General features: G+C 54.9%; 24 protein-coding genes and 2 pseudogenes. 14 read left to right on the forward strand and 12 right to left on the reverse strand.

Translation table 11 applies throughout. The annotated features are described in order from the left end of the window. Nucleotides 1-7 precede the first annotated feature (7 nt). On the forward strand, nt 8-1,012 hold the full coding sequence (gene ruvB, locus EE896_RS08155; RefSeq protein ID WP_140915471.1) for a Holliday junction branch migration DNA helicase RuvB: 1,005 nt from the start codon (nt 8-10) through the stop codon (nt 1,010-1,012). On the opposite strand, the gene znuB is transcribed toward ruvB, so the two are convergent. Both znuB and znuC read right to left on the reverse strand, forming a co-directional pair. Continuing rightward, nucleotides 1,013-1,798, reverse strand: coding sequence for a zinc ABC transporter permease subunit ZnuB (znuB, locus tag EE896_RS08160; RefSeq protein ID WP_003849211.1), 786 nt, complete (start codon nt 1,796-1,798; stop codon nt 1,013-1,015). Further along, nucleotides 1,795-2,550: a zinc ABC transporter ATP-binding protein ZnuC gene (znuC, locus tag EE896_RS08165; protein WP_003849212.1), complete on the reverse strand. Its 756-nt coding sequence runs from the start codon at nt 2,548-2,550 to the stop codon at nt 1,795-1,797. Before znuC ends, znuB begins: the two co-directional genes overlap by 4 nt. Nucleotides 2,551-2,627: 77 nt before the next feature. Between znuC and znuA the strand changes: the two genes are divergently transcribed. The 3 genes from znuA (at nt 2,628) to lpxM (ending at nt 6,020) form a co-directional block, all read left to right on the forward strand. Then, nucleotides 2,628-3,575 carry a zinc ABC transporter substrate-binding protein ZnuA gene (gene znuA / locus EE896_RS08170; RefSeq protein ID WP_003849214.1) on the forward strand — a complete coding sequence of 316 codons (948 nt, stop codon included), beginning with the start codon at nt 2,628-2,630 and terminating at the stop codon, nt 3,573-3,575. A 13-nt stretch (nt 3,576-3,588) separates the two neighbouring features. After that, entirely contained in the window at nt 3,589-4,920 is a 1,332-nt protein-coding gene (gene mepM, locus EE896_RS08175; RefSeq protein ID WP_008925361.1) for a murein DD-endopeptidase MepM, read from the forward strand. A gap of 125 nt (nt 4,921-5,045) precedes the next feature. Next, complete coding sequence (gene lpxM, locus EE896_RS08180; protein ID WP_008925360.1) at nt 5,046-6,020, forward strand: lauroyl-Kdo(2)-lipid IV(A) myristoyltransferase; 975 nt, start codon at nt 5,046-5,048, stop codon at nt 6,018-6,020. A 125-nt stretch (nt 6,021-6,145) separates the two neighbouring features. Here the strand turns inward: lpxM and EE896_RS08185 are convergent, their stop codons facing one another. The 3 genes from EE896_RS08185 to EE896_RS08195 form a co-directional block, all read right to left on the reverse strand. Beyond that, nucleotides 6,146-7,378, reverse strand: a complete 1,233-nt coding sequence (locus EE896_RS08185) for an MFS transporter (protein WP_003849218.1) — start codon at nt 7,376-7,378, stop codon at nt 6,146-6,148. Between the two features lie 84 nt (nt 7,379-7,462). Then, complete coding sequence (gene pyk, locus EE896_RS08190) at nt 7,463-8,905, reverse strand: pyruvate kinase (RefSeq protein ID WP_003849220.1); 1,443 nt, start codon at nt 8,903-8,905, stop codon at nt 7,463-7,465. Between the two features lie 107 nt (nt 8,906-9,012). Further along, complete coding sequence (locus tag EE896_RS08195; protein ID WP_003849221.1) at nt 9,013-9,891, reverse strand: MurR/RpiR family transcriptional regulator; 879 nt, start codon at nt 9,889-9,891, stop codon at nt 9,013-9,015. Between the two features lie 363 nt (nt 9,892-10,254). Between EE896_RS08195 and zwf the strand changes: the two genes are divergently transcribed. Both zwf and EE896_RS08205 read left to right on the forward strand, forming a co-directional pair. Then, nucleotides 10,255-11,730, forward strand: a complete 1,476-nt coding sequence (gene zwf, locus EE896_RS08200; protein ID WP_003849222.1) for a glucose-6-phosphate dehydrogenase — start codon at nt 10,255-10,257, stop codon at nt 11,728-11,730. A 214-nt stretch (nt 11,731-11,944) separates the two neighbouring features. Further along, entirely contained in the window at nt 11,945-12,583 is a 639-nt protein-coding gene (locus EE896_RS08205) for a bifunctional 4-hydroxy-2-oxoglutarate aldolase/2-dehydro-3-deoxy-phosphogluconate aldolase (protein WP_003849225.1), read from the forward strand. A 34-nt stretch (nt 12,584-12,617) separates the two neighbouring features. Here the strand turns inward: EE896_RS08205 and purT are convergent, their stop codons facing one another. Beyond that, nucleotides 12,618-13,796, reverse strand: a complete 1,179-nt coding sequence (gene purT / locus EE896_RS08210) for a formate-dependent phosphoribosylglycinamide formyltransferase (protein WP_033761624.1) — start codon at nt 13,794-13,796, stop codon at nt 12,618-12,620. Nucleotides 13,797-13,961: 165 nt separating this feature from the next. On the opposite strand from purT, the gene EE896_RS08215 reads away from it, so the two are divergent. Both EE896_RS08215 and EE896_RS08220 read left to right on the forward strand, forming a co-directional pair. Next, the gene (locus tag EE896_RS08215; protein ID WP_140915483.1) at nt 13,962-14,618 is read left to right on the forward strand and encodes a tellurite resistance TerB family protein; all 657 of its coding nucleotides are present in this window, start codon (nt 13,962-13,964) and stop codon (nt 14,616-14,618) included. Nucleotides 14,619-14,743: 125 nt separating this feature from the next. Then, nucleotides 14,744-16,807 carry a prolyl oligopeptidase family serine peptidase gene (locus EE896_RS08220; RefSeq protein WP_008925355.1) on the forward strand — a complete coding sequence of 688 codons (2,064 nt, stop codon included), beginning with the start codon at nt 14,744-14,746 and terminating at the stop codon, nt 16,805-16,807. On the opposite strand, the gene exoX is transcribed toward EE896_RS08220, so the two are convergent. Together exoX and EE896_RS08230 are read right to left on the reverse strand one after the other, a co-directional pair. Further along, nucleotides 16,801-17,472: an exodeoxyribonuclease X gene (gene exoX, locus EE896_RS08225; protein WP_008925354.1), complete on the reverse strand. Its 672-nt coding sequence runs from the start codon at nt 17,470-17,472 to the stop codon at nt 16,801-16,803. The two genes, EE896_RS08220 and exoX, sit on opposite strands and share 7 nt — an antisense overlap. Further along, complete coding sequence (locus EE896_RS08230; RefSeq protein ID WP_008925353.1) at nt 17,469-17,702, reverse strand: DNA polymerase III subunit theta; 234 nt, start codon at nt 17,700-17,702, stop codon at nt 17,469-17,471. Before EE896_RS08230 ends, exoX begins: the two co-directional genes overlap by 4 nt. A gap of 151 nt (nt 17,703-17,853) precedes the next feature. Here EE896_RS08230 and copC point away from each other — a divergent pair, with 151 nt between their 5' ends. From copC to EE896_RS08255, 5 genes are all read left to right on the forward strand, one after another. Beyond that, nucleotides 17,854-18,231 carry a copper homeostasis periplasmic binding protein CopC gene (gene copC / locus EE896_RS08235; RefSeq protein ID WP_078804482.1) on the forward strand — a complete coding sequence of 126 codons (378 nt, stop codon included), beginning with the start codon at nt 17,854-17,856 and terminating at the stop codon, nt 18,229-18,231. A gap of 4 nt (nt 18,232-18,235) precedes the next feature. Beyond that, nucleotides 18,236-19,111 (forward strand): copper homeostasis membrane protein CopD, encoded by an 876-nt coding sequence (gene copD, locus EE896_RS08240; protein ID WP_078804481.1) that lies wholly within the window; start codon nt 18,236-18,238, stop codon nt 19,109-19,111. 28 nt (nt 19,112-19,139) lie between these two features. Further along, nucleotides 19,140-19,487: a YebY family protein gene (locus tag EE896_RS08245; RefSeq protein WP_003849240.1), complete on the forward strand. Its 348-nt coding sequence runs from the start codon at nt 19,140-19,142 to the stop codon at nt 19,485-19,487. Nucleotides 19,488-20,356: 869 nt separating this feature from the next. Next, nucleotides 20,357-20,890: a hypothetical protein gene (locus EE896_RS08250; RefSeq protein WP_140915470.1), complete on the forward strand. Its 534-nt coding sequence runs from the start codon at nt 20,357-20,359 to the stop codon at nt 20,888-20,890. 17 nt (nt 20,891-20,907) lie between these two features. Continuing rightward, entirely contained in the window at nt 20,908-21,348 is a 441-nt protein-coding gene (locus tag EE896_RS08255) for a WapI family immunity protein (RefSeq protein ID WP_003854558.1), read from the forward strand. A gap of 54 nt (nt 21,349-21,402) precedes the next feature. Here the strand turns inward: EE896_RS08255 and EE896_RS08260 are convergent, their stop codons facing one another. The 4 genes and pseudogenes from EE896_RS08260 to EE896_RS08275 all read right to left on the reverse strand — a co-directional run. After that, nucleotides 21,403-21,795 (reverse strand): tail fiber assembly protein, encoded by a 393-nt coding sequence (locus EE896_RS08260; RefSeq protein ID WP_008925349.1) that lies wholly within the window; start codon nt 21,793-21,795, stop codon nt 21,403-21,405. Beyond that, nucleotides 21,795-23,027 carry a phage tail protein gene (locus EE896_RS08265; protein WP_140915469.1) on the reverse strand — a complete coding sequence of 411 codons (1,233 nt, stop codon included), beginning with the start codon at nt 23,025-23,027 and terminating at the stop codon, nt 21,795-21,797. The genes EE896_RS08260 and EE896_RS08265 overlap by 1 nt, the downstream gene beginning before the upstream one ends. Continuing rightward, nucleotides 23,024-23,632 carry a phage tail protein I gene (locus tag EE896_RS08270; protein WP_008925347.1) on the reverse strand — a complete coding sequence of 203 codons (609 nt, stop codon included), beginning with the start codon at nt 23,630-23,632 and terminating at the stop codon, nt 23,024-23,026. Before EE896_RS08270 ends, EE896_RS08265 begins: the two co-directional genes overlap by 4 nt. Then, a pseudogene (locus EE896_RS08275) lies at nt 23,625-24,071 on the reverse strand (baseplate J/gp47 family protein); the annotation flags it as partial. The pseudogene EE896_RS08275 and the gene EE896_RS08270, both read right to left, overlap by 8 nt. Between EE896_RS08275 and EE896_RS08280 the strand changes: the two are divergent. Next, nucleotides 24,060-24,959, forward strand: a pseudogene (locus EE896_RS08280) (phage portal protein); the annotation flags it as partial. The pseudogenes EE896_RS08275 and EE896_RS08280 sit on opposite strands and share 12 nt — an antisense overlap. Nucleotides 24,960-24,963: the final 4 nt, after the last annotated feature.

Below are 24,963 nucleotides of genomic sequence, written 5' to 3' on the forward strand. Positions count from 1 at the left end.
GTAAGTCATGATAGAAGCCGACCGCCTGATCTCCGCTGCCAGTATCAGCGAAGAAGAGGTTATTGACCGCGCGATTCGCCCGAAGATGCTGACCGAATATGTCGGTCAGCCGCAGGTGCGTGAGCAGATGGAAATATTCATCAAGGCAGCGCAACTGCGCGGCGATGCGCTCGATCATCTGTTGATCTTCGGTCCACCAGGGCTGGGTAAAACCACTCTGGCCAACATCGTGGCCAATGAGATGGGCGTCAATCTGCGCACCACATCCGGTCCGGTGCTGGAGAAGGCGGGCGATCTGGCGGCGATGCTGACCAACCTTGAGCCCCATGACGTCCTGTTTATCGATGAAATCCATCGCCTCTCACCGGTAGTGGAAGAGATACTCTACCCGGCGATGGAAGATTATCAGCTGGATATCATGATTGGTGAAGGCCCGGCTGCGCGTTCAATCAAACTCGATCTGCCGCCGTTTACGCTGATTGGTGCCACCACGCGTGCTGGCTCGCTGACCTCGCCGCTGCGCGACCGTTTTGGCATTGTGCAGCGTCTGGAGTTCTATCAGATTAAAGATCTGCAGCATATCGTGGGTCGCAGTGCCGCCTGTCTGGGCCTGGCGCTGAGTGATGAAGGGGCATTAGAGATCGCCCGTCGCGCACGCGGCACACCGCGTATCGCCAACCGCCTGCTGCGTCGCGTTCGTGACTTCGCAGAAGTGCGGGCAAACGGTGATCTCAGCGGTGAAGTCTCCTGCAGCGCGCTGGATATGCTTAACGTTGACAGCGAAGGGTTCGATTATATGGACCGTAAACTGCTGCTGGCGATCATCGACAAATTTATGGGTGGGCCGGTGGGGCTGGACAACCTGGCTGCTGCCATTGGTGAAGAGCGGGAAACCATTGAAGATGTGATTGAACCCTTCCTGATTCAGCAGGGCTTCATTCAGCGCACACCACGTGGCCGGATGGCCACGCAGCATGCTTATCGTCACTTCGGTATGACGCGCGAAGAGTAACTACATGGCCGGTTTGCGTACCATGCTGAAGATAAACAGGATGGCAGCGCAGAGCACAACCGACGGCCCGGCAGGCGTGTCGTAGAACGCGGAGAAGGTCAGACCGCCGGTGACGGCAATCACACCGATGACCACCGCGACGCCCGCCATGCCTTCCGGTGAGCGCACGAAACGGCGTGCGGTCGCCGCCGGGATAATCAGCAGTGAGGTGATGATCAGCGCACCGACAAACTTCATCGCTACCCCAATTGTCAGCGCCGTGACCAGCATCAGAACCAACCGGGTACGCTGGATATTGACGCCATCGACCTGCGCCAGCTCCGGGCTGATGGTCATCGACAGCAACGACCGCCACTGCCACGCCATCACCAGCAGCACGATCACCACGCCGCCACCCATCATCCAGAGATCGTCGGGTGTGACCGCCAGCAGGTCGCCAAACAGATACGCCATCAGATCGACGCGCACGTTCTTCATCAGGCTGACCACCACCAGACCCAGCGACAGCGCACTGTGCGCCATAATGCCCAGCAGGGTATCAATAGCCAGATGCGGACGACGCTCCAGCCAGACCAGGCCTAGCGCCAGGCAGACCGTGACCAGAATCACCGCATAGTAAGGATTCACATTTAACAGCAGGCCAAATGCCACCCCGAGCAGAGAGGCGTGCGCCAGGGTATCGCCGAAATAGGACATCTTGCGCCAGACCACAAACGAACCCAGCGGACCGGCAGCCAGCGCTAACATCACACCGCCTATCCAGCCCGGTAATAGCAACTCAATCATGATGAACCCTGTCCTTTGCGTAAAACGATACGTCCCTGAAGGTCGTGACGGTGATTATGATGATGACGGTAAATCGCCAGCTCTTCTGCGCCACGCGGGCCAAACATCGCGATGAATTCCGGATGTTGCGAGACCGCTTCCGGGGTACCGGAACAGCAGATGTGGTGGTTAAGGCACAGCACTTCGTCAGTTTTTGCCATGACCAGATGCAGATCGTGGGAGACCATCATCACGGCGCAGTTCAGTTCCACGCGTAACTGATTAATAAGGTCATACAGCGCAACCTGACCGTTCACATCCACACCCTGCGTTGGCTCATCAAGCACCAGCAGCTGAGGCTGATTCAGCAGCGCGCGGGCCAGCAGCACACGCTGAGTTTCCCCACCCGACAGTTTTTGCAGCGGCGAATGAAGCAGGTGGCCCGCCTGCACCCGTTTCAGGGCCGGCAGAATCTCCGCGTTTTTACTGCCACGCGTCAGGCGCATAAAACGCTCTACTGTTACCGGCAGAGTAGGATCGATGTGCAGCTTCTGAGGGACATAACCAATACGCAGGCCGGGATCACGCTGAACGGAACCGGACGTCGGGGCAAGCAGGCCAAGCACCACACGCACCAGTGTTGATTTACCGGCACCGTTGGGACCCAGCAGAGTGAGGATGCGACCAGGCTGCAGGGTCAGGCTGACGCCAGACAGCACATTGCGCTGGTTAAACTTTATCGAAACGTTATCGAGTGTGACAAGTGGGGTCATAGTATTTACAGGTTGCACAGAATTTCGAATGTTATAATATCACATTCCACCTCATGGTCACGATGGAATGACGCAATATGTTACACAATAAAAAGGGCGCAATTTTCGCCTTAGGGGCTTTAACTGTTTCAGCTTTATTAACCCTTCCTGCCCAGGCAAATGTCGTGGCTTCACTCAAACCGGTAGGTTTTATCGCTGCGGCCATCGCCGATGGCGTCACGCCGGTAGAAGTGCTGCTGCCGGACGGGGCATCTGAACACGATTACTCCCTGCGACCTTCTGATGCAAAACGCTTAAAAAACGCGGACTTAGTTGTCTGGGTCGGGCCTGAAATGGAAGCCTTTATGGCGAAATCTGCAGCCGAACTTCCAGCCCAAAAAAACCTCGCCATGGTGAACATCGACGGGGTAAAACCGTTATTGATTAGCGGTGGTGAAGATGAAGAGGAACATGCAGCGGAAAAATCCGAAGATCAGGACGCAGATGCTCATCACCATCATCACGGCGAGTTTAATATGCACCTGTGGTTGTCGCCAGAGATTGCGCGCAAAACCGCGGTTGCAATCCATGGAAAATTATTGGAACTTATGCCGCAAGATAAAGCCAAACTTGACGCCAACCTCCAGCAGTTTGAGGTAGCTTTGGCGGACACGGACAAACGCGTTAGCGCACAACTTGCTCCGGTTAAAAATAAAGGATATTTCGTTTTTCACGACGCTTACACGTACTTTGAAAAGCACTACGGTCTTTCGCCCACCGGGCACTTTACCGTCAATCCTGAAATTCAACCGGGCGCTCAGCGTTTACACCAGATACGAACACAGTTGGTTGAGCAAAAGGCGGTCTGCGTCTTTGCTGAGCCACAATTCAGGCCAGCAGTCATCGATGCTGTCTCCCGTGGAACGCAGGTGCGTAAAGGCACACTCGATCCTCTGGGCACAGACATCAGCTTAGCCAAAGACAGCTATGTGAAATTCCTCTCACAACTGTCGAGCCAGTATGAAAGCTGCCTGAATGGAGCATGAGGAATAGGTAAAAGTGCAGCAGATAGCCCGCTCTGTCGCCCTCGCATTTAATAATTTGCCGCGCCCCCACCGCGTAATGCTGGGATCGTTAACTGTCGTCACTCTGGCCGTCGCTGTCTGGCGGCCTTACGTTTATCATCCCACGGATGATGTGACGCCCATCGTTAAAAACATTGAGCTGGATAAGAACACCCTCCGCACGCTGTTGCCGGAAGCCAGTGAGCCGATCGATCAAAGCACACCGGAACCGGACGAAGAGCTGCCAGCGGACGATGTGGACACCGACGCGCCGGAAATGGCTGGGGTTCACGACTACACCGTCTCATCCGGCGATACCCTGAGCAGCGCACTGAATCAGTATGGCATCGACATCAGCGACATTAACGCGCTGGTGGTAAGCGACCGGGATCTGCGTAATCTGCAGGTGGGTCAGCAACTGAGCTGGACGCTGGATGATGATGGCGGCCTGAAAACCCTGAGCTGGGAAATTTCCCGCCGCGAAACCCGCACCTATGAGCGCACCCCATCGGGTGGCTTTAAGATGGAAGCGGAGATGCAGAAGGGTGAATGGCGCAACAGCGTAATGCAGGGTGAAGTGCGCGGCAGTTTTGCCGCCAGCGCCATGCGGGCGGGATTGAGCAGTGCCGAAGCCAGCGCCGTCATTAAAGCGATGCAGTGGCAGATGGACTTCCGCAAACTGCGTGCGGGAGACCAGTTCAGCGTTCTGATGTCACGCGAAATGCTGGAGGGTAAGAGTGCACAGAGCCAGTTGCTGGGTGTGCGCCTGCGTAGCGGCGGGAAAGACTATTACGCCTTCCGCGCTGAAGATGGCAAGTTCTACGATCGCAACGGCTCCGGTCTGGCGCGCGGCTTTATGCGTTTCCCGACGGTTAAGCAGTATCGTGTCTCATCGAACTTTAATCCGCGTCGTCTTAATCCGGTGACCGGTCGCATTGCGCCGCATAAAGGCGTCGACTTTGCGCTGCCAATCGGTACGCCCGTGCTGGCAGTCGGGGATGGTGAGGTTGTCGTGGCGAAGAACGGCGGCGCTGCGGGTAACTATGTAGCTATCCGTCATGGCCGTCAGTATATGACCCGCTATATGCACATGAAGAAAGTGCTGGTGAAACCCGGTGAGAAAGTGAAGCGTGGCGACCGTATCGGGCTGTCAGGTAATACCGGACGCTCTACCGGCCCGCATCTGCATTTCGAAATCTGGATCAACAATCAGGCGGTTAACCCATTAACGGCGAAACTGCCGCGCATGGAAGGTCTGACTGGCAAAGATCGCAGTGATTATATGGCGCAGGTGAAAGCCTGGTTGCCTCAGCTGGGTCTGAAGTAAGCGAATTTCGTCAAATCGCACAAAAACCGACGGCATCTCCGTCGGTTTTTTGCTATCTGGCGCAGGATGATTGCAAATTTTCAGGTCGTCACTATCATAAGCCGGTCATTGCTTGAGGCGAGTGCATGGAAACCCGTAAAAAAAATAACACTGAATTTATTCCCGTTTTTGAACGTTCTTTTCTCAAACCTAAGTACTGGGGCAGCTGGCTGGCAATTGGTGCGCTGGCGGGTCTGGCTTATTTACCGCCGAAAGTGCGCGATCCGCTGCTGGGCCGTTTAGGCCGTTTTGCCGGTAAGCTGGCAAAGGGTGCACGTCGCCGTGCACTGATTAACCTCTATTATTGTCTGCCGGAACTGAGTGAAGCGCAGCGGGCAACGCTGGTCGATGAGATGTTTGCGACCGCACCGCAGGCAATGGCAATGATGACCGAGCTGGTGCTGCGCGATCCGGCGAGTATCCGTGAGCGTGTTGAGTGGCACGGCCGTGACATTATCGATCAGATGATGGCTGACCAGCAGAATGTGATTTTCCTGGTGCCACACGGCTGGGCGGTGGATATCCCCGCGATGTTGCTGGCGTCAGAAGGGCAGAAGATGGCGGCGATGTTCCATAATCAGAGCGACCCGCTGATGGATTATGCCTGGAATACGGCACGTCGCCGTTATGGAGGCCGGTTGCATGCCCGCAATGACGGGATTAAGCCGTTTATCAGTTCGATTCGGCAGGGGTACTGGGGCTACTATCTGCCCGATCAGGATCATGGCCCGGAGCACAGCGAGTTCGTCGATTTCTTTGCCACGTACAAAGCAACATTGCCTGCAGTCGGTCGACTGATGAAGGTGTGTCGTGCCCGCGTGGTGCCACTGTTCCCGGTTTATAACAGCGACACGCACAAGCTTGAGATTTATGTGCGTCCACCGATGGATGACCTGCTGGAAGCAGATGATCGTCAGCTGGCGCGCCGGATGAATGAAGAGGTGGAAGTGTTTGTCCGTCCGCATCCCGAGCAGTACACCTGGATCCTCAAGCTGCTGAAAACCCGCAAAGAGGGTGACATCGAACCTTATTCGCGCAAAGAGCTTTATCCGCGCAAATAGAAAAAGGCCGCTCTCGCGGCCTTTTTTGATCATGAAGTTTGCGCTACGGAGCATGCTTTGCACTAGGCCTATGCTCCATCGCTTTGGCCAGGGTCGCCGTCTGAGAAAAACGACAGCGCAGCTTGTTATAACGCCTCGAGCCGGCTGCGGCGTTTACGCTCACGCATAAACAGAATAACCAGCCCAAACCACAGCACGCCGCTGATAAAGTTAATCAGACAGAACCACAGCGTGCCGCCACTGAAATAGCCACTTTTCGCCAGTTCAATTCCCACCGCCAGCGTCAGAATACTGATCATACCCAGCATCGCGGCTACGCTACCTTTACCTTCATTACTGGCGTAAAGCGTCAGGCGATACAGCCCGGCATTTACCATTCCGGCACCAAAAGCGTAGAGACTCAGGCCGGCGGTAATCAGCAGATAACTATGACTGTTGAGCAGGCTTGCGGCCAGCGCAAGACTCAGGCCAATCAGAATGGGCCAGGCGGCGAACTTCACCGGCTGTTCAATCGGCACCCGTCCCGCCAGCTTACTCAGCGTCAGGTTACCGGCGATCATCGCCAGAAACACCGGCAGCTGCAGCAGGGCGTACTGCATGCGTGACAGACCTTCATCATGCATCAGGATCACCGGCGAAAGGGCAACCCAGGTGAGGATTGGAATAAACACCAGCCCGATCGCAAAAGAGCCAGACACCACCAGACGGTCTTTCATTAACCGGCCATAGTTGCGCGCCAGATTGGGCAGGGCGATAGAATGACTGCGGTCGCCTGCAGTTTCGGGCATCACACGCCACAGCACCACAAAAGCGACCAGGCTGCAGGCGGCAAACAGCCAGAACATGCTGCGCCAGCTGCCAACAGTGAGCCAGGCGGCACCAGCCAGTGGGCCTGCCAGCGGAGCCAGTAACGCTACGTTAGCCATCAGCGCCATCATCCGCACCGCCAGCGCCTCATCAAAGGCTTCCTGGATCGCGGCATAGCCAACTGCACCGATAAAGCAGAGGCTGATGCCCTGAATGAAGCGCAGGCTGACAAATTCCTCAATCGAGCTGACCCAGTGCGTCAGCATGCAGGCGACAGCAAAAAACAGGATGCCAGACAGCATCACCGGTCGCCGGCCAAACTTATCAGAGAGCGGACCCAGCAGCCATTGCAGCACTACACCACCAATCAGGTAGGCGGTTAGCGAAGTAGAGACCCACTCAGGGCCAACAGAGAACTCACTGGTGACGATCAGCATACCAGGCTGGATCATGTCGTGAGCAATATAGGTAGCAAACTCGAATAGCACTAACGCCAGAGGAAAAAGTAAAATTCGGCCGGTAAGCTGGCTGATAGGCTGGAAACGGGGCATCTTGCCTCCTTGTCAGAAAAGAAAACGCGACTGCCTGGCAGTCGCGTCATTGATTCTACACCGACAATGTCAACCCAGACTCAATTAATCCACGCGAAGCACACGGGTGGTGTTGGTGGTGCCGGTGGCGCCCATCACATCACCCTGCGTCACGATGACCAGATCGCCGGAGACCAGGAAGCCTTTATCACGCAGCAGGTTAACCGCGTCGTGTGCAGCAGCGACGCCGTCGTTGTTGCTGTCGAAGAACACCGGCGTGACACCGCGATAGAGTGCGGTAAGGTTCAGGGTGCGTTCATGGCGCGACATCGCAAAAATCGGCAGGCCTGAAGTGATACGCGAGGTCATCAGCGGCGTACGGCCAGACTCGGTCATGGTGATGATGGCGGTCACGCCCTGCAGATGGTTCGCAGCATACATAGAAGACATAGCGATCGCTTCTTCGACGTTGTCGAACTGCACATCCAGACGGTGTTTGGAGACGTTAACGCTTGGAATCTTCTCTGCACCCAGGCAGACCTTCGCCATCGCTGAAACGGTTTCAGCCGGATACTGACCTGCGGCGGTTTCCGCAGACAGCATCACGGCATCGGTACCATCCAGCACGGCGTTTGCCACGTCCATAACTTCTGCACGGGTCGGCATCGGGTTAGTGATCATCGACTCCATCATCTGGGTCGCGGTAATGATAGTGCGGTTAAGCTGGCGGGCACGGCGAATTAACGCTTTCTGAATGCCGACCAGTTCCGGATCGCCAATCTCAACGCCCAGGTCGCCACGCGCAACCATCACCACGTCAGAGGCCAGAATGATGTCATCCATCGCTTCCTGGCTGGCAACCGCTTCGGCACGTTCCACTTTAGCCACCAGTTTGGCGTCACAACCGGCTTCACGCGCCAGGCGACGTGCCAGGTTCATATCTTCACCACAGCGGGGGAAGGAGACAGCCAGGTAATCAACACGGATTTTAGCGGCGGTGATGATATCCGCTTTATCTTTTTCGGTCAGCGCTTCAGCCGACAGGCCGCCGCCCAGCTTGTTAATGCCTTTGTTGTTCGACAGTGGGCCACCGACAGTAACTTCGGTGAACACTTTCATCTCCTGAACTTCCAGCACTTTCAGCTGCACGCGACCATCATCCAGCAGCAGAATATCGCCTGGCACCACATCTGCAGGCAGGCCTTTGTAGTCGATTCCGACACGCTCTTTATCGCCTTCGCCTTTACCCAGATTGGCATCCAGCAGGAAACGGTCGCCGATATTCAGGAAAACTTTGCCTTCTTTGAAGGTTGAAACGCGAATTTTTGGGCCCTGAAGGTCACCGAGGATAGCCACATGGCGACCCAGTTTTGCCGCGATTTCGCGCACTTTATCAGCACGCAGCTGGTGGTCTTCTGGCGTGCCGTGAGAGAAGTTGAGTCGTACAACGTTCGCGCCGGCAGCGATGATTTTTTCCAGGTTATTATCACGATCGGTAGCCGGGCCGAGGGTTGTAACGATTTTGGTTCTTCTGAGACGTCTTGACATCGAGGACTCCGTAAACATTTAAGCGTGTCATGGACAGTGGACACAGCAAGGTTATCTATTCTATATGATCGATGGGTTGTGATACGACTCACATTGTAAATGTGATGTTAATTTTTTTGCTGATCATCCTTTTCCCGAAGGGTGTTCTTTTCGTAACGCGACGCTTTCAACGCCTCTTTCACGCGTTTCAGGTTTTCCCGGAAGGGCGCACCCCGTTCCAGAGTAAAACCAGTCGCCAGCACATCAATCACGGTCAACTGCGCCAGGCGCGACACCATCGGCAAATAGACATCAGTATCTTCCGGTACATCAAGCACTAAAGCTATCGCTGCTTCATGAGCAAGGGGTGAATCGGGAGAGGTGATGGCAATAACGGTGGAACCGTTTACACGGGCCAGGCGAGCCAGTTCTACCATATTTTTTGTGCGTCCAGTATGCGAAATAAGAACAAATACGTCACCGGCTCGACTATTTATGCAACTCATGCGCTGGATCACAATATCGTCCGACCAGATGACCGGCAGATTAAAACGCAGAAATTTGGTGAAAGCGTCATGCGCCACTACAGCGGACGCACCGAGCCCGAAAAAGGCGAGTTTATCGGCCTGCGCGAGCAGGGTTACCGCCTGTTGCAGATGCGCGCTGTTCAGCTGATCGCGCACCCGCTGCAGTCCTGCAAGCGCTGAGTCGAAGATTTTGTGGCTGTAGTTCTCTGCTGTGTCGTCGTCTTCAACGCCCCGGCTGACCCAGTTGCTGCCCTTCACCAGGCTCTGCGCCAAATGCAGTTTAAAGTCGGGAAAGCCCCGTGCACCCAGTCGGTGGCAAAAGCGGTTCACGGTGGGTTCACTGACGCCGGCAATGCCGGCGAGTGTTGCGATGCTGGAGTGCATCGCCGCCTGCGGTTCAGCCAGAATCTGCCGGGCGACTTTCATTTCCGCTTTGCTCAGCGCTGCATACTGCGCCTCAATTTTTTCCAGCATATTCATAAGCTGATGACCATAATCACTTTTATCATTTCAATTATCACTGTCGCAGGAGCCGATTAACAGAGACTATATCGCGCCAGCACCTGGCAAGCGCAACGGCTGACAAGTTGATTGCTCTTTTTTTTGGGATACTTTGACCGGTGCCAGATTTTCCTGACACCAACAGAAACAGAAAAAAACGGCAATCCGCACGTGTCATCACACGTGTTTAGCACATCCGGTACAGAGTTAATGCGGTTGACCCGGCGAGTCGGTTTACCTGGCGCAGGGAAAAAAGTACATTGTGCTGAAAGAAAATAATAACCTGGACCCGGTGGCAGAAGATGCATCACCACCGGATTATCCTGCAACGAGGAGAGGAAAATGGCGGTAACACAAATAGCCCAGGCATGCGATCTGGTGATTTTCGGTGCCAAAGGCGATCTTGCACGCCGTAAACTGTTGCCTTCACTGTACCAGTTAGAGAAAGCGGGTCAGATCCACGAAGAAACCCGCATTATTGGTGTCGGCCGTGCTGAGTGGGATAAAGCGGAATACACCAAAGTGGTACGTGAAGCGCTGGAAACCTTCATGAAGGAGAAGATTGACGAAGCGCTGTGGGATAAACTCAGCAACCGTCTCGACTTCTGCAACCTCGATGTTAATGACACCACGCACTTCCCGAAACTGGGCAAGATGCTGGATCAGAAAAACCGCACCACCATCAACTATTTTGCGATGCCACCCAGCACCTTTGGCGCGATCTGTCAGGGCCTGGGCACGGCGAAGCTGAATGCCAAACCGGCGCGCGTGGTAATGGAGAAGCCGCTGGGCACCTCACTGGAAACCTCTCAGGAGATCAACGACAGCGTTGGCGAATACTTTGAAGAGAGCCAGGTGTTCCGTATTGACCACTATCTCGGCAAAGAGACCGTGCTTAACCTGCTGGCGTTGCGCTTTGCTAACTCCATCTTCGTCAACAACTGGGATAACCGCACCATCGACCATGTGCAGATCACCGTGGCCGAAGAAGTGGGCATTGAAGGCCGCTGGGGTTACTTCGATAAAGCGGGCCAGATGCGCGACATGATCCAGAACCATTTGTTGCAGATTCTGACCATGATTGCGATGTCGCCGCCGTCCGATCTCAGCGCCGACAGCATCCGTGACGAAAAAGTGAAAGTGCTGCGCTCGCTGCGCCGCATCGATCAGACCAACGTACGTGAGAAAACCGTGCGCGGTCAGTACACCGCTGGCTTTGTGCAGGGCAAAAAAGTGCCGGGCTACCTGGAAGAAGAGGGCGCCAATAAAACGAGCGCAACAGAGACGTTCGTGGCGATTCGTGTCGATATCGATAACTGGCGCTGGGCAGGCGTGCCGTTCTACCTGCGTACCGGTAAGCGCTTACCGACCAAGTGCTCTGAAGTTGTGGTTTACTTCAAAAACCCTGAGATGAACCTGTTTAAGGATTCCTACTCAGAACTGCCACAGAACAAGCTGACGATTCGTCTGCAGCCGGACGAAGGTGTGGATATCGAGATCCTGAATAAAGTGCCAGGCCTCGATCACAAGCACAAACTGCAGACCACCAAGCTCGATCTGAGTTACTCCGAGACATTTAACCAGTCGCACCTCGCTGATGCTTATGAGCGTCTTCTGCTGGAGAGCATGCGCGGTATCCAGGCGCTGTTTGTGCGCCGTGATGAAGTGGAAGCCGCATGGACCTATGTCGATTCTATTATCGAAGCATGGGCTGCGGATGGCGATTCCTCCAAACCGTATCAGGCGGGCACCTGGGGTCCGGTGGCTTCGGTCGCGATGATCACCCGCGATGGCCGGTCGTGGAACGAATTTGAATAACTAAAGTGATGATAAAGCCCGCAACGCGGGCTTTTTTTTCGCCGTTAAACCGGGCCAGAGCATGCAGATAAAATTGAACTGCTGTTTCAAAATGGTCGCAGGGTGATAGACGCTCAGGAAGCGGATCATGTATGGTAGTGACGCAATTTACAGGGCAGGAGCCGATGCTCCATGACCGGGTCATAATCCCGGTGTTATCAAGCAAGGGGAACTGATGAAAAACTGGAAAACGAGTGCTGAACAGATTCTGACCACCGGACCTGTGGTGCCGGTCATCGTGGTGAACAAACTCGAACACGCGGTGCCGATGGCGAAAGCACTGGTGGCGGGCGGTGTCAGAGTGCTGGAAGTGACGCTGCGCACACCGGTGGCGATGGATGCCTTACGGGCGATGATCAAAGAAGTGCCGGATGCGATCGTTGGTGCGGGAACCGTAATTAACCCGCAGCAGTTACAGGAAGTGACCGATGCCGGTGCGCAGTTTGTTATCAGCCCCGGCGTCACCGAATCGCTGTTGAAAGCGGCGGTTGACGGGCCGGTTCCGTTGATTCCGGGTATCAGCACCGTTTCTGAGTTAATGACGGGTATGGACTACGGTCTGCGCGAGTTTAAGTTCTTCCCGGCAGAAGCGAATGGTGGCGTTAAAGCGCTGCAGGCGATTGGCGGACCTTTCCCGCAGGTGCGTTTCTGTCCGACCGGCGGTATCTCCCCGGCCAACTATCGTGACTATCTGGCGCTGAAAAGCGTGCTCTGCATCGGGGGTTCATGGCTTGTGCCTAACGATGCGCTGGAAGCGGGCGACTGGGCTCGCATTACCCGCCTGGCACGCGAAGCTGTGGAAGGCGCGAAGTAAGTAATGGCGGTGAGCATTTGCTCACCGCATAACGTCAACCCTGAACCGTGACCGCGGCTGCGCTGGCAACCGCACGCGCAATCGCCTGTTCGGTGCTATCACCGCTGGCGAGCGCCACACCAAGACGACGCTGACCGCTGATCTCCGGCTTGCCGAACAGTCGCAGTTGCAGCCCTGCACCCAGTGCTGCTTCGACATTCACAAACTGTACGTTCTGGCTGGTCAGTTGCGGCAGGATAACGGCGGAAGCAGAGGGACCATACTGACGAATCCCGCCAACAGGCAGACCCAGAAACGCCCGCACGTGCAGCGCAAACTCAGACAGATCCTGCGAGATCAGCGTCACCATGCCGGTGTCGTGTGGGCGCGGTGATACTTCACTGAACACCACTTCATCTCCGCAGACAAACAGCTCAACGCCAAACAGACCATAGCCGCCAAGCGCCTTAACGACCTCTGCGGCAACATCCTGTGCCCGCTGCAGCGCCAGCTCACTCATCTGCTGCGGCTGCCATGATTCACGGTAATCGCCATCTTCCTGACGATGACCAATCGGTGCACAGAAGTGAATGCCATCGACGGCACTGATAGTGAGCAGGGTGATCTCAAAATCGAAGTTGACGACGCCTTCAACAATGACGCGACCGGCTCCGGCGCGACCGCCCTGTTGTGCGTAGTCCCAGGCTTTATCAAGCTGGCTGGCGTCGCGGATAAAGCTCTGGCCTTTACCCGATGAACTCATCACCGGCTTCACAATGCAGGGAAAGCCAATCTCTGCAGCGGCTTCGTCGAAGCGCGCCTTGCTGTCGGCAAAGCGATAACAGGAAGTTGGCAGTGACAACTCTTCAGCCGCCAGGCGACGAATGCCTTCGCGATTCATCGTGAGGCGTGCGGCACGGGCAGTCGGAACCACGCGCTGGCCTTGCTGCTCCAGTTCAACCAGGGTATCCGTGGCGATGGCTTCAATTTCCGGTACCACAAAATCCGGCTGCTCTTCCGCTATCAGCGCAGCCAGGGCCGCGCCATCCAGCATGTTAATCACATGGCTGCGATGGGCGACATGCATCGCCGGGGCATCGGCGTAACGATCAACCGCGATCACTTCCACCCCCAGACGCTGACACTCCAGCGCCACCTCTTTACCCAGTTCACCTGAACCCAATAGCATTACACGCGTCGCCGCCGGACGCAGCGCTGTTCCGAGAGTTGTCATACATTCCCCTAAGCAGTCAAAATTCGCGCGCAAGTATAAACGAAAACGTTTGCGTTCTCATCTTTCATCCATGTGACACCGCTTTTTGCCGTACTTTTCCCGCTCTGACGTTTCCTGACATCCTTTTGGTCAGGATAACGGCTGACATCCTGAAAGGAGTGAATGATGAATAACTGGTTGCAACAGATTCAGTCGGTGCTGACAAAGAAGAGCGGTGAGAGCAAACCGGGCGGCGGCTTAAGTGACATGCTGGCACCCGGCGCGCTGGGCGGTCTGGCTGCGATGCTGATCTCCAGTAAGTCGTCGCGCAAACTGCTGACCAAATATGGCGGCAAAGCCCTGATTGTGGGAGGGGGTGCGGCAGCAGGCGCGGTACTGTGGAACAAATACAAGCAGCGGGTTAGCGAAGCGCACCAGAATGAGCCTGACTTTGGTGTGGCACAGACGCCCGTTGACCTGCGCGCTGAGCGCCTGGTCACTGCGCTGGTGTTTGCTGCTAAAAGTGACGGGCATATCGACGATCAGGAGCGAGCCGCGATTGAGCAGAACATTCATCAATCCGGTTATGGTCAGGATGCAGAGCTGCTGATTCAGAAAGCGATGAATCGCCCACTGGATCCGCAGTGGCTGGCGGCTGATGTGAAAAATGAAGAGGAGGCGCTGGAGCTTTATTTCCTGAGTTGTGCCGCTATCGACGTCGACCACTTTATGGAGCGCAGCTATCTCTCCGCCCTGGGCGACGCGCTGAAGATTCCTCAGGATGTTCGTGATGGCATTCAGCAGGACCTCGAGGCCGAAAAAGCCCGTCTGCCTGCCAGTTAAACCTTCGATTCTCCGCCAGCGGGTCACTGAAGATGTTCCGCTGGCGGCAGCTTCTCACCCTATGTCTGGCTTCCCGCTGCTGAAGTGTTACGCTTACAGATCATTACGTTGATGGAGACGGATGGATGAAAGCACCCATCGCAAAAAAAATACCCCACGAGATGACGCTGCATGGCGAGACCCGCGTTGACAATTATTACTGGCTGCGCGACGACAAACGCGAAAACAGCGAGGTTCTTGATTACCTCCGAGCCGAAAATAATTACGGCAAAAAAATCATGTCGTCGCAGCAACCGCTGCAGGACCGGGTGTTAAAAGAGATTATCGATCGGCTGCCGCCGGAAGATCACTCCGTGCCTTATGTCAAAAACGGCTACCGCTATCAGAGTCGTTATCAGAGCGGTAACGAATACCCGGCCTACTACCGTCAGCCCGCAGCAAGCGATGAATCGGGCGAGTGGAGCCTGCTGCTGGATGCCAATCAGCGCGCCTCGCACAGCGATTTCTACACCATGGGCGCGCTGCATATCAGCCCGGATAACCGGGTCATGGCGCTGGCGGAAGATTTCCTGTCGCGGCGGCAATATGGCATCCGGTTCCGTAACCTGGAGAGTGGCAGCTGGTATCCCGAAGTGCTGAGCAACGCCTCATCCAGCTTCGCCTGGGGCAATGACTCACGCACCCTTTACTATGTGCGCAAGCACCCGCAGACGCTGCTCTCTTATCAGGTCTGGCGACACGAACTCGGTTCGCCGCAGTCTGATGATAAGCTGGTCTATGAAGAACGCGATGACACCTATCATCTCAGCGTGCACAAGAGCACCTCCAAGCAGTTCATCATGATTGCGCTCTACAGCACTAACACCAGCGAAATCCAGTTAATCGATGCGAACTTCCCTGATGCGCAGCCGCATGTGTTTTTGCCCCGCCGTCGCGATCACGAATACAGCATCGATCATTACGATCATCAGTTTTTCATTCGATCAAACCGTGACGGGAAAAACTTCGGGCTCTACCGCAGTCGCTATCTGGATGAGTCACGCTGGGAAACGCTGATTCCTGCGCGGGAACAGGTGGTGATGGAAGATTTTCAGCTGTTCCGCGACTGGCTGGTAGTGGAAGAGCGTCAGCGCGGCTTAACCAGTCTGCGTCAGATCAACTGGGCCAGCGGCGAGACCAGCGGCATCGCCTTTGACGATCCGACCTATGTGACGTGGCTTGCTTATAATCCCACGCCCCGCACTAGCAAACTGCGTTATGGCTACTCGTCCATGACCACGCCGACCACGCTGTTTGAACTGGATATGGATACGGGTGAACGTCGCATTCTGAAACAGAGCGCGGTGAAAGGCTTTAACGCGGAAGATTACAAAAGCGAGCACCACTGGATCAAAGTCAGCGATGGCACCGAAGTGCCGGTCTCGCTGGTTTATCACCGCAAGCATTATCAGCCCGGTCAGAACCCGATGCTGGTCTATGGCTACGGCGCTTATGGCAGCAGCATGGATGCCGATTTCAGCGTCAGCCGTCTGAGCCTGCTGGATCGCGGCTTTGTCTATGCCCTGATTCAGGTACGCGGTGGCGGTGAGCTGGGACAGCAATGGTATGACGGTGGTCGTCTGCTGAACAAAATGAACAGCTTTACTGATTTTATTGAGGTGACGGATGCGCTGGTGGCACGCGGCATCGGCCACCCGGAGCGGCTTTATGCCATGGGCGGTAGCGCAGGCGGGCTGTTGATGGGCGGGGTGATTAACCTGGCACCAGAACGGTTCCACGGCGTGGTGGCTCAGGTGCCATTTGTGGATGTGGTTACCACGATGCTGGATGAATCGATCCCGCTGACTACCGGTGAGTATGACGAGTGGGGCAACCCCAATGATCCTGAATATTACCGTTATATCCGCCAGTACAGCCCCTATGACAATATCGAGGCGAAGGATTATCCCCATCTGCTGGTCACGACTGGCCTGCACGACTCACAGGTGCAGTACTGGGAACCGGCCAAGTGGGTGGCGAAGCTAAGGTCGATGAAAACCGACAATAATCTTCTGCTGCTCTGCACCGACATGGATGCCGGTCACGGCGGCAAGTCCGGACGCTACAAAGCCTACGAAGGGATCGCGATGGAGTACACCTTCCTGCTCGGACTGGCGCAGGGTACCTTGCCGCCAGCCCAGGATTACTGAGATTCAGAGAGGTATTTATTCAGCGCCTGCCGCAATGGCGGGCGCAAATCACTGACATTATTCAGTACCCACTTCAGGTAGCCAGGATCTTTTCTGGCAATTACGGCAATCGCCTGGCCGCGATATTTGCCGAACGGCAGAATATCATCGCGCTGGGCCGCCGGTTGCGAACGCACAATCATTTCGGAGGCACTCCAGCCGGAGGTCTCCATGATACGGATCAGCAGCGCCGCCGTGACATAGCAGTCATACAGTGCGCGGTGCGCATGAAGCTCAGCGGGTGGCGTGACATCCAGCTTCAGCGAATGACGTAACGCCTGGTTGCCATATTTAATGCCCGGCCAGAGCTGGCGCGCCAGCTGCATAGTGCAGATCCATTCGCCGTACATTTCAGGCAGCATCCGCCGATCAAAACTGGCGTTGTGCGCGACATAAAAAGCGCTGCCGTAATAGCGTGGAATCGCCTCTTCAATCGTGGGTTTACCGGCGACCATTGCTTCGGTGATGCGATGTACAGCCATCGCCTGACGGCTGATCGGGCGGTCCGGTAGGGTCAAATCGCTCATCGGATTCACAATTCTACCGTCGACCACATCCACGGACGCAACTTCAACTACGCCGCCCTGCAGGCCGCAGGTTTCGGTATCAATAACGCGGAACATCATTGCTTCATCTTCGGTTCATAAGGAAGGCGCGACAGGCTGAGTGATGCCTGACGGTATTGCATCAGACGCTGACGAAACCAGTCACGCAGCGCTTCAGGCTGCTCCTGCGCCACCATCTCGGCGACGACCGGCATGTTATAGCGCTCTTTAAACGCCACGCCCGCAGCCGCCAAATCGACATTTATCTTGTCTTTCTCTTCCTGGGACAGCAATGCAAGGTTACGGCTCATAATTATCTCCTGACGATAGCCGGCAAAAGTAATGTTTTCGTCGGTCTGAATCAAGGATAAAGGATCGCATCGCTGGCCTCGACAGTGTAAAACCAGCAGCGTATCCTTTTGCCACGTTTATCGCCCTGGCGGCGGTTAAAAGGATGATCTTATGCAGAAAAAAACTATTTCCCGCATGATTATAGCAGTGACGGCAGCGGGCATGATGGCCTTCAGCTCGCTGGCGGGGGCGCATGCACACCTCCAGTCTTCTCTCCCGGCGGCTAAAGCGCAGGTCACGACATCCCCCGATGCGCTGACGCTGAACTTTAGTGAAGATATTGAAGCGGCGTTCAGTGGCGTGACGCTGCTGGACAGTGCACAGAAGCCCGTCGAGACCGCCAAAGCCCGTGTTGAGTCTGACCAGAAAAAACGCCTGATTGTCGGCCTGCCGCAGCCGCTAAAAGCGGGAAGCTATCAGGTTAACTGGCATGTGCTGTCGGTGGATGGACATAAAACCGCTGGAAGCTATCGCTTTAGTGTGAAGTAACCCGGTGACAACCCTCTGGATCCTGCTGCGCGCGCTGCATTTTACTGCCGTGATGTTGCTGACCGGCAGCGCCTGTTACAGTGCGCTGCTGGCGCCCAAACGCTACCGATCCCTGTTGGCGATTCAATTAAATCCGCTGGTGAAGGGGAGTGCCTGGCTGGCGCTGCTCAGTGCGGTGGCGATGCTGGCCTGCCAGAATGTGTTAATGAGCGGCACCAGCACTAACCTGACCGACATCGATATCTGGCTGGCAGTGTTGGGCACGCACTTTGGTGAAGTGTGGCAGTGGGAAATCATTTTCGGCGTGCTGGCTGTTGGCGCGCTATTACTGACCGGAAGCCTGCGTCAGCAGGTGTTACTGCTGGCTGGCGTTCTGCAACTGGCCTGCATGGCGCTGATAGGCCATGCTGCGATGCGCGATAGCTGGCCCGGCGATCTTCAGCAGATTAACCATGCACTGCATCTGATTGCGGCGACGTTCTGGGCAGGTGGATTACTGCCACTGTTGCTGTTGATGCGCGAGGCACGGCAGATTGATCGCCGCACCGATGCGATTCGCACTATGATGCGTTTCTCACGCTATGGTCATCTGGCGGTGGCGTTAACGCTGCTCAGCGGGGTGATAAACAGCGTAATGATCGCGGGCTGGCCGCTGATGTGGCACGATTCACGCTACGTTATATTGCTGCTGTGCAAAGTGCTGCTGGTTGCTCTGATGGTTCTGGTGGCGCTGATTAATCGATACTGGCTGGTGCCGCGATTCCGCCTGGCGGGCAGCGGGGCGCAGCAAAAATTTATTCGCATGACGCAGCTTGAACTACTGCTGGCATGCGGCGTGGTTGGGCTGGTCAGCGTATTTGCCACGCTGTCGCCAGCCTGAATGTAGTTTAAGAGAGAAAAGGGTAGTTATGTTGCTGAAGAAAGTGATTCCCGCAATCCTGTTGTTATCCGTATGCGGCCAGGCGCTGGCGGCGCAAATCATTACCGTCAGCCGCTTTGAGATCGGTAAAGATAAGTGGCCCTTTAATCGTGAAGAGGTGATGCTGACCTGCGAGAAAGATGGTGCGATGTTTGCCATCAATCCGAGTACGCTGATGACATACCCGCTGAACGACATCGCTGACACACTGTTTAAAAACAAGCAGGTGAAAGCCCAGCCGATCAGCGTGATTCAGGCCGAAGACAAAGCCCATCCGGGCCAGATGATGAGCCTGCAGCCGATTATCGAACGCACTCAGGCGCTGTGCGGAAAATAGGCCTTTCGGGTGCAGCCTCGCGCTGCGCCCACTCTCCGAAATTTTGCCGTTGCGATCACAATCTGATCCAGTTTATGGCCCTGATTCCCGCGTTTGCTGGCATTTCCACCGCGCTGTTCTAATCTTAAATGGCAAGGCGACACCGCCTTCATAAATGCCAACTTTTAGCGCACGGCTCCTTGAGAGCCATTTCCCTGGACCGAATATAGGAATCGTATTCGGTCTTTTTTTGGGTGGCACTTCGTATCAATGACTTAACGTGAAATCAATCAGTTAAGCCCGCTCCTGTGACTTCCTGTTCTACTCTGCTGGACTCTGTGCCGCCACTTTGTCGCTATTTTTCTTCGCCATCAACGCCAGTGGATTGAGTTTACTGAACCTGCCGTTTCTATCCTTTAGTAAATAACTACGCAGCCTGCTTATACCCTGTCGCAATAAGTACGCTTATGTTGCATTTTCAGCATCAATATCCTGAACGATTTAGAACATTTTACGATTGTGGTAGAAATTGTGCGCCTGGCATCGTTTATTCAGACGATGCGGACACCATAAAGATAATCAGACATTTGATGCATGCTGTTTTGAGGGAGTGCTCATGGTCTGACATCAGGGAAAGGGGCACACGCAGTTGCCGTCTGTTAACAGGATTATGGGCATCTATCAGAAAATGATTGTTTTATCTTCCTGTGGCACTATAAAACAGCCATTGTCATGAACGAGGGATTGAGAATGATTTCAGGAACAGCAGCAAAACAGGAATTCGGACGTTACTACACATTTGAGTCGAGACTGCCTCAGGGCGTTTTTTTGAGATTCGGCCCAGCCATTTGCCCCGAAATGCAAAGCCCGTAACAGATGAAGCCAGCGGAATGTGTATCGGTTACACGGTGGTACAGGCTCCGGGCTTATGGCAGATTTATGATGTGCAGGGACATTTTGTCAGGCTGGAAGAAGCGCCGCTTGAAACACCCCTGATCGATCCCACTGATATTGCCCTGTTTGGCTTGGGTATTTTTCGTATCCTTCGTACAGGGCGGGTGCTGTTTGAATCAGGGGCACGTGCCGCTGTTTATGCGAAGCTCAGTCACTCCACTATATCCTTTCTGCGCAGCAGACTTAAACTCGGGCTGCATGCACGTAACCTTAAAATGACCGAGACTGCTGCAAAACATATGTATGAACCGAGTCGCTATGTCCCTCTGCAAATTCAGGAAAGAGCGATTCGCTATGGCAGGCGGATGGCAGATCCCCGCAAAGGTGAAGGTATGTTCAGATATGAGACCAGATTGTTTAAACTACGCTTTAATAAGCAAACAATGGAATATGAGTATAAAGAATACACACTTGAAGTCGTCGTGCGTGAGTCAGACTGGACGATATCGCATTTTAAATACATGGATTGACAGACTGGACAACTTGTATGTTTGATTTGCGCAATGAAGATTTCACATTTGTAATTTCTCCCTTTGAAAGAATCTCAGACGATGAGGCCGACCCGGTTGATCATCTATGGGACTGGATCCAGTCCTGGATTGAGTTCTCTGTTAGCGGCCTTAAAATGCAGTTTCAAACTGAATTTACCATCGGCGAGCTAAAGATTTTAAAGGATGAGTTTTTCGCACATTACCAGGCACTTATCACGCAGCGTGAATTAAAACCTTTTAATTTTCGCAGCGAACGTGGCCAGCTCAATATGGTTATCAGAAAAGTTACGGGTAAAGAAGGTGTTATAGTGGAGTTTGATATCCGCCCTGAACCACACGCCGACAGCGTTCAGGTTAAAGGTGACTTCAGCCTTAATGAAAGCTATTTTCCTGACATTCTGAAGCGGCTTGATGAAATGATTCAATGGCAGAATTAAACATTTTGCCATTGAGAATTTTTAACTGAAAACTTCGGGCGTAAAATGAATTTTTTATTCAGGCTTATCTGGCCAGCTGATATCTGGCGCGGTCGTGATATCCGTCCGACTCAGCATAACGCGGTATCTTTTCCATGCAGCCAGTCGCGTTAGTTCCTCGTCAGTTGCAATGCTGATATCAACCGCATCCTGCAAAGGGGTTATAGTACGATTAGCTTCGTCCATTTCTGCCGACAAACGGCTGCTGGCCAGAAAGCCAGCATCTTTGGCATCCACAAATGGCGCTGTAAATACGCCGTCACTGTAGAGATAATTACAGCCGGGCTGTTCAGACAATGCGGTAATATCTACCCACTCCAGTGACGGATGATAGAGTTTCTCTGGCTTGACACTCATAGAGACAATTTCCGCAACTCGCTTATCTTCAATCCGGGCGTAGGTTTTCATCAGCTGAACTCCTCAATATAAATAATACCGTCAGATCCATAACTTCCGATAAAGGGATCGGTACGCGTTGTACCTCCGCCGCCTGCACCATAGGTATTTTTTTTGCCTGATGATGAGCTTTCCCCGCTACGGCTACCGCCGCCCCAGTAACTGACGCCGACGTCACCAGAGCCGCCCCGGTAAGGGTTGCTTGAGGCCGTAATCAGTCCGGGCGCGTCGCTGCCATCACCCCCCTGTATATTTAACAATCCGCCTATGGCCGAGCCGCCAACGCCACCGGCATCACCGGAAGTCATATTATAGCCATTGCCCGCTGTCAGCTGACCGTTAAAGGTACTGCTAGTCGCGCCGTCGGTTTCGTTACTGCCTCTACCGACTACGCCAGGATAATTTTTTGTCTCATCCACGTTCAGCCAAGCGATTACCGTTCCGCCTGCTCCCCCGCCCGCACCACGGGAAACATAACGCGATCCCCAGGCAAGATAACCATAACCCCGGCCACCACCTCCGGTCAGGATAATCTTGATTCGTTTCGTTCCCGGCGTGGGTTTGTAGTTAACTGCTCCGGGCGTGGTGAAAATCTGGTACCCGATAAAACGGCCGGAAAACTTATCGCTGATGCCAAGATTTTTCAGAACGTCAGGCAACAGCCCGGCATCGGCCATTTCCTTTAATGCGTTTTCAATTAACGGGTACTGACCATGCGGATTAGCGCTTTTGAGATGCTTTGCCATCATCTCGTCAGCGTAGGCTTTCACCTCGATCACAGCGTCATCAACATACTTACGCGTTGCCAGCACCACTGACGGATCAATTTTCAGCGTGACGGCGGTTGTGCTGTTCACGATTAAAATCATGCGCACGGTCTGCGTCCGGCCGCTTCCTTCGGCCAGCTGAGGCTTGTAAGTCTCCGGGCAGTTAGCAACGGCAATCAGCACGCCGTCAGCGTCATACAGGCCGATTTCACGGATCCAGAAACCGCCCTCGCTTTCCGGGATAATCTGCTCTGCGATAATCTGGCTGCTGTTTGCCGCGTCAACGGTCAGCGAATTAAGCTGCGCGCGTCGCTTCTCGCCAATGAGCTTTGTCTGTGCCGCATCAGGGGTCGGCAGTGTGCCGCCACCGTCGCCGACGCCCATCGAGGCGATGTTTACTTTCGTGCCGAGTGCGGCGGCGTTCGCCAGCTTAGCCGCGCCCTGATTGGTCAGCAGGGCAAAATATTTTGTCGTCATGCGCTCACTTCCGTCAGGTCAATAAGATGCACCGCCACGCCGGAATAACCCGGCCCGCCGACGCTGATAAGTTCAGGGGTATAGGGATAAACGGTCAGCTCGTCGCCGCTGTAGCTGGCAACGGCAACCGGCAGCGCGCCGTTCACGTCAAGATTGATAGACAGGCCGATAAGGTGACGGCTGCAGGGCTTCGCATCGGCTATCAGGCGCTCAAGCTCGTTATACATTTCCTCAGTAATGCCGGTATCGAGTACGCCCACATCCAGCCGGAACGTGCCAGGCGCTTCGCCGGTTTTCCACCACTCAATGATTCTGATGAGATAGCCCAGAGGCTCAACGACGCGGCGTATAGCGCCAATCGTTCCCTTGTGCCGATGCACGTACTGCGAGGCGGCAACCACGGCGCGCTTTGTTGATTCCGGCCAGGCTGAATCCCAGCGATCAACTGACCACGCCCACGCCAGATAGGGCAGAAGCTCAACCGGGCAGGCTTGCGGATTCCATAACTGGCGCAACGGCACGCTCATCGTACCGGGGCTTGCAAGAGCCTCGGCGGCAGCAACCTCAAGCGCTGACGAGCCGGTCGGCAGCAGGCGATCACTCATCCGAGCCTCCCACGGTCAGCGCGTATCCTGTGCAGTAAGCGGCCTGGGTTTTGTCTAGCACCACGTCAGCGGAAGGCTTGATAAGGTTGACGCGCTGCACGCCCTCAACGTGCATGGCGGCATACAGCGCAGACAGGCGAATGTCACGGCCGAGACGCTTTTGTGCGCTGACAAAGGCGGCGAGTTTTGCCTCTGAAGCGGCACGGATTGGCTCCGCTTCCGGCCCCGGATAGAGGTAAAGCTCGGCCTCGATTTCGTAACTAACAATCTTCGCTGACTGCACGCTCACCCGGTCAGCAACCGGGCGCACGTCTTCGTCATTGAGCGCAGCGTTAACCACGGCCAGCAAATCATCACCGGCCACGCCGTTGCCCTCACGCGCGAGCACAGTCACGGTAACAACGGCGGGCGACGGGCTGATGGCTGATGCATCGGTAACGGGCGCTGGTTTGAGCCGCCGGTCAGCTTTAACGGCCTGGCGAAAAGCCTGCGTGCGGCCGTACATCACAGCTCGCCGATTTATGTAAAGCGCAACATTCTGGCATCAACATTCATCCCGAACCCAATGATGAGTCAGCAGGAGTTCAGCAAGTTTGCGCTGGATTATCTGGTCTTCGGTAACGCCTTTGCCGAGCTGCGCCGTAATGGCTTGGGTAAGCCGCTGCGCCTTGAAACCACCCCGGCCAAATTCACACGCAGAGGCGTGAAGGATGGCGTTTACTGGTTTGTGAATGACTGGAAAGAGCCGCATGAGTTTTCGGCCGGCAGCGTGTTTCACCTGCTGGAGCCGGATATTAATCAGGAGCTTTACGGCCTGCCGGAATACCTCAGCGCGCTCAATTCCGCCTGGCTGGATGAGGCAGCAACGCTGTTCCGCCGCAAGTACTATCAGAACGGCGTGCACGCCGGTTACATCCTGTATATGACCGACGCGGCGCAGAGCAGCAGCGACGTTGACCGGATGCGCCAGGCTATGCGCGACACGAAAGGGATCGGCAACTTCCGCAACCTGTTTATGTACGCGCCGAACGGTAAGCCGGACGGGATCAAGATTCTGCCGCTCAGCGAGGTAGCGACGAAGGACGATTTCTTTAACATCAAGAAGGCCAGCCGCGACGACCTGCTAAGCGCACACCGCGTGCCGCCGCAGATGATGGGGATTATCCCGGACAACTCCGGCGGATTCGGTGATGCGGTGAAAGCGGCATAGGTGTTTGTGCGTAACGAACTGACACCGCTGCAGGAACGTCTGAAGGAAATCAATAACTGGCTGGGCGAAGAGGTGATCGCCTTCCGCCCTTATTCGCTGGAAGCGGCAACAAACTGAAGAT

Source organism: Pantoea eucalypti (assembly GCF_009646115.1).
GTDB lineage: Bacteria > Pseudomonadota > Gammaproteobacteria > Enterobacterales > Enterobacteriaceae > Pantoea > Pantoea eucalypti.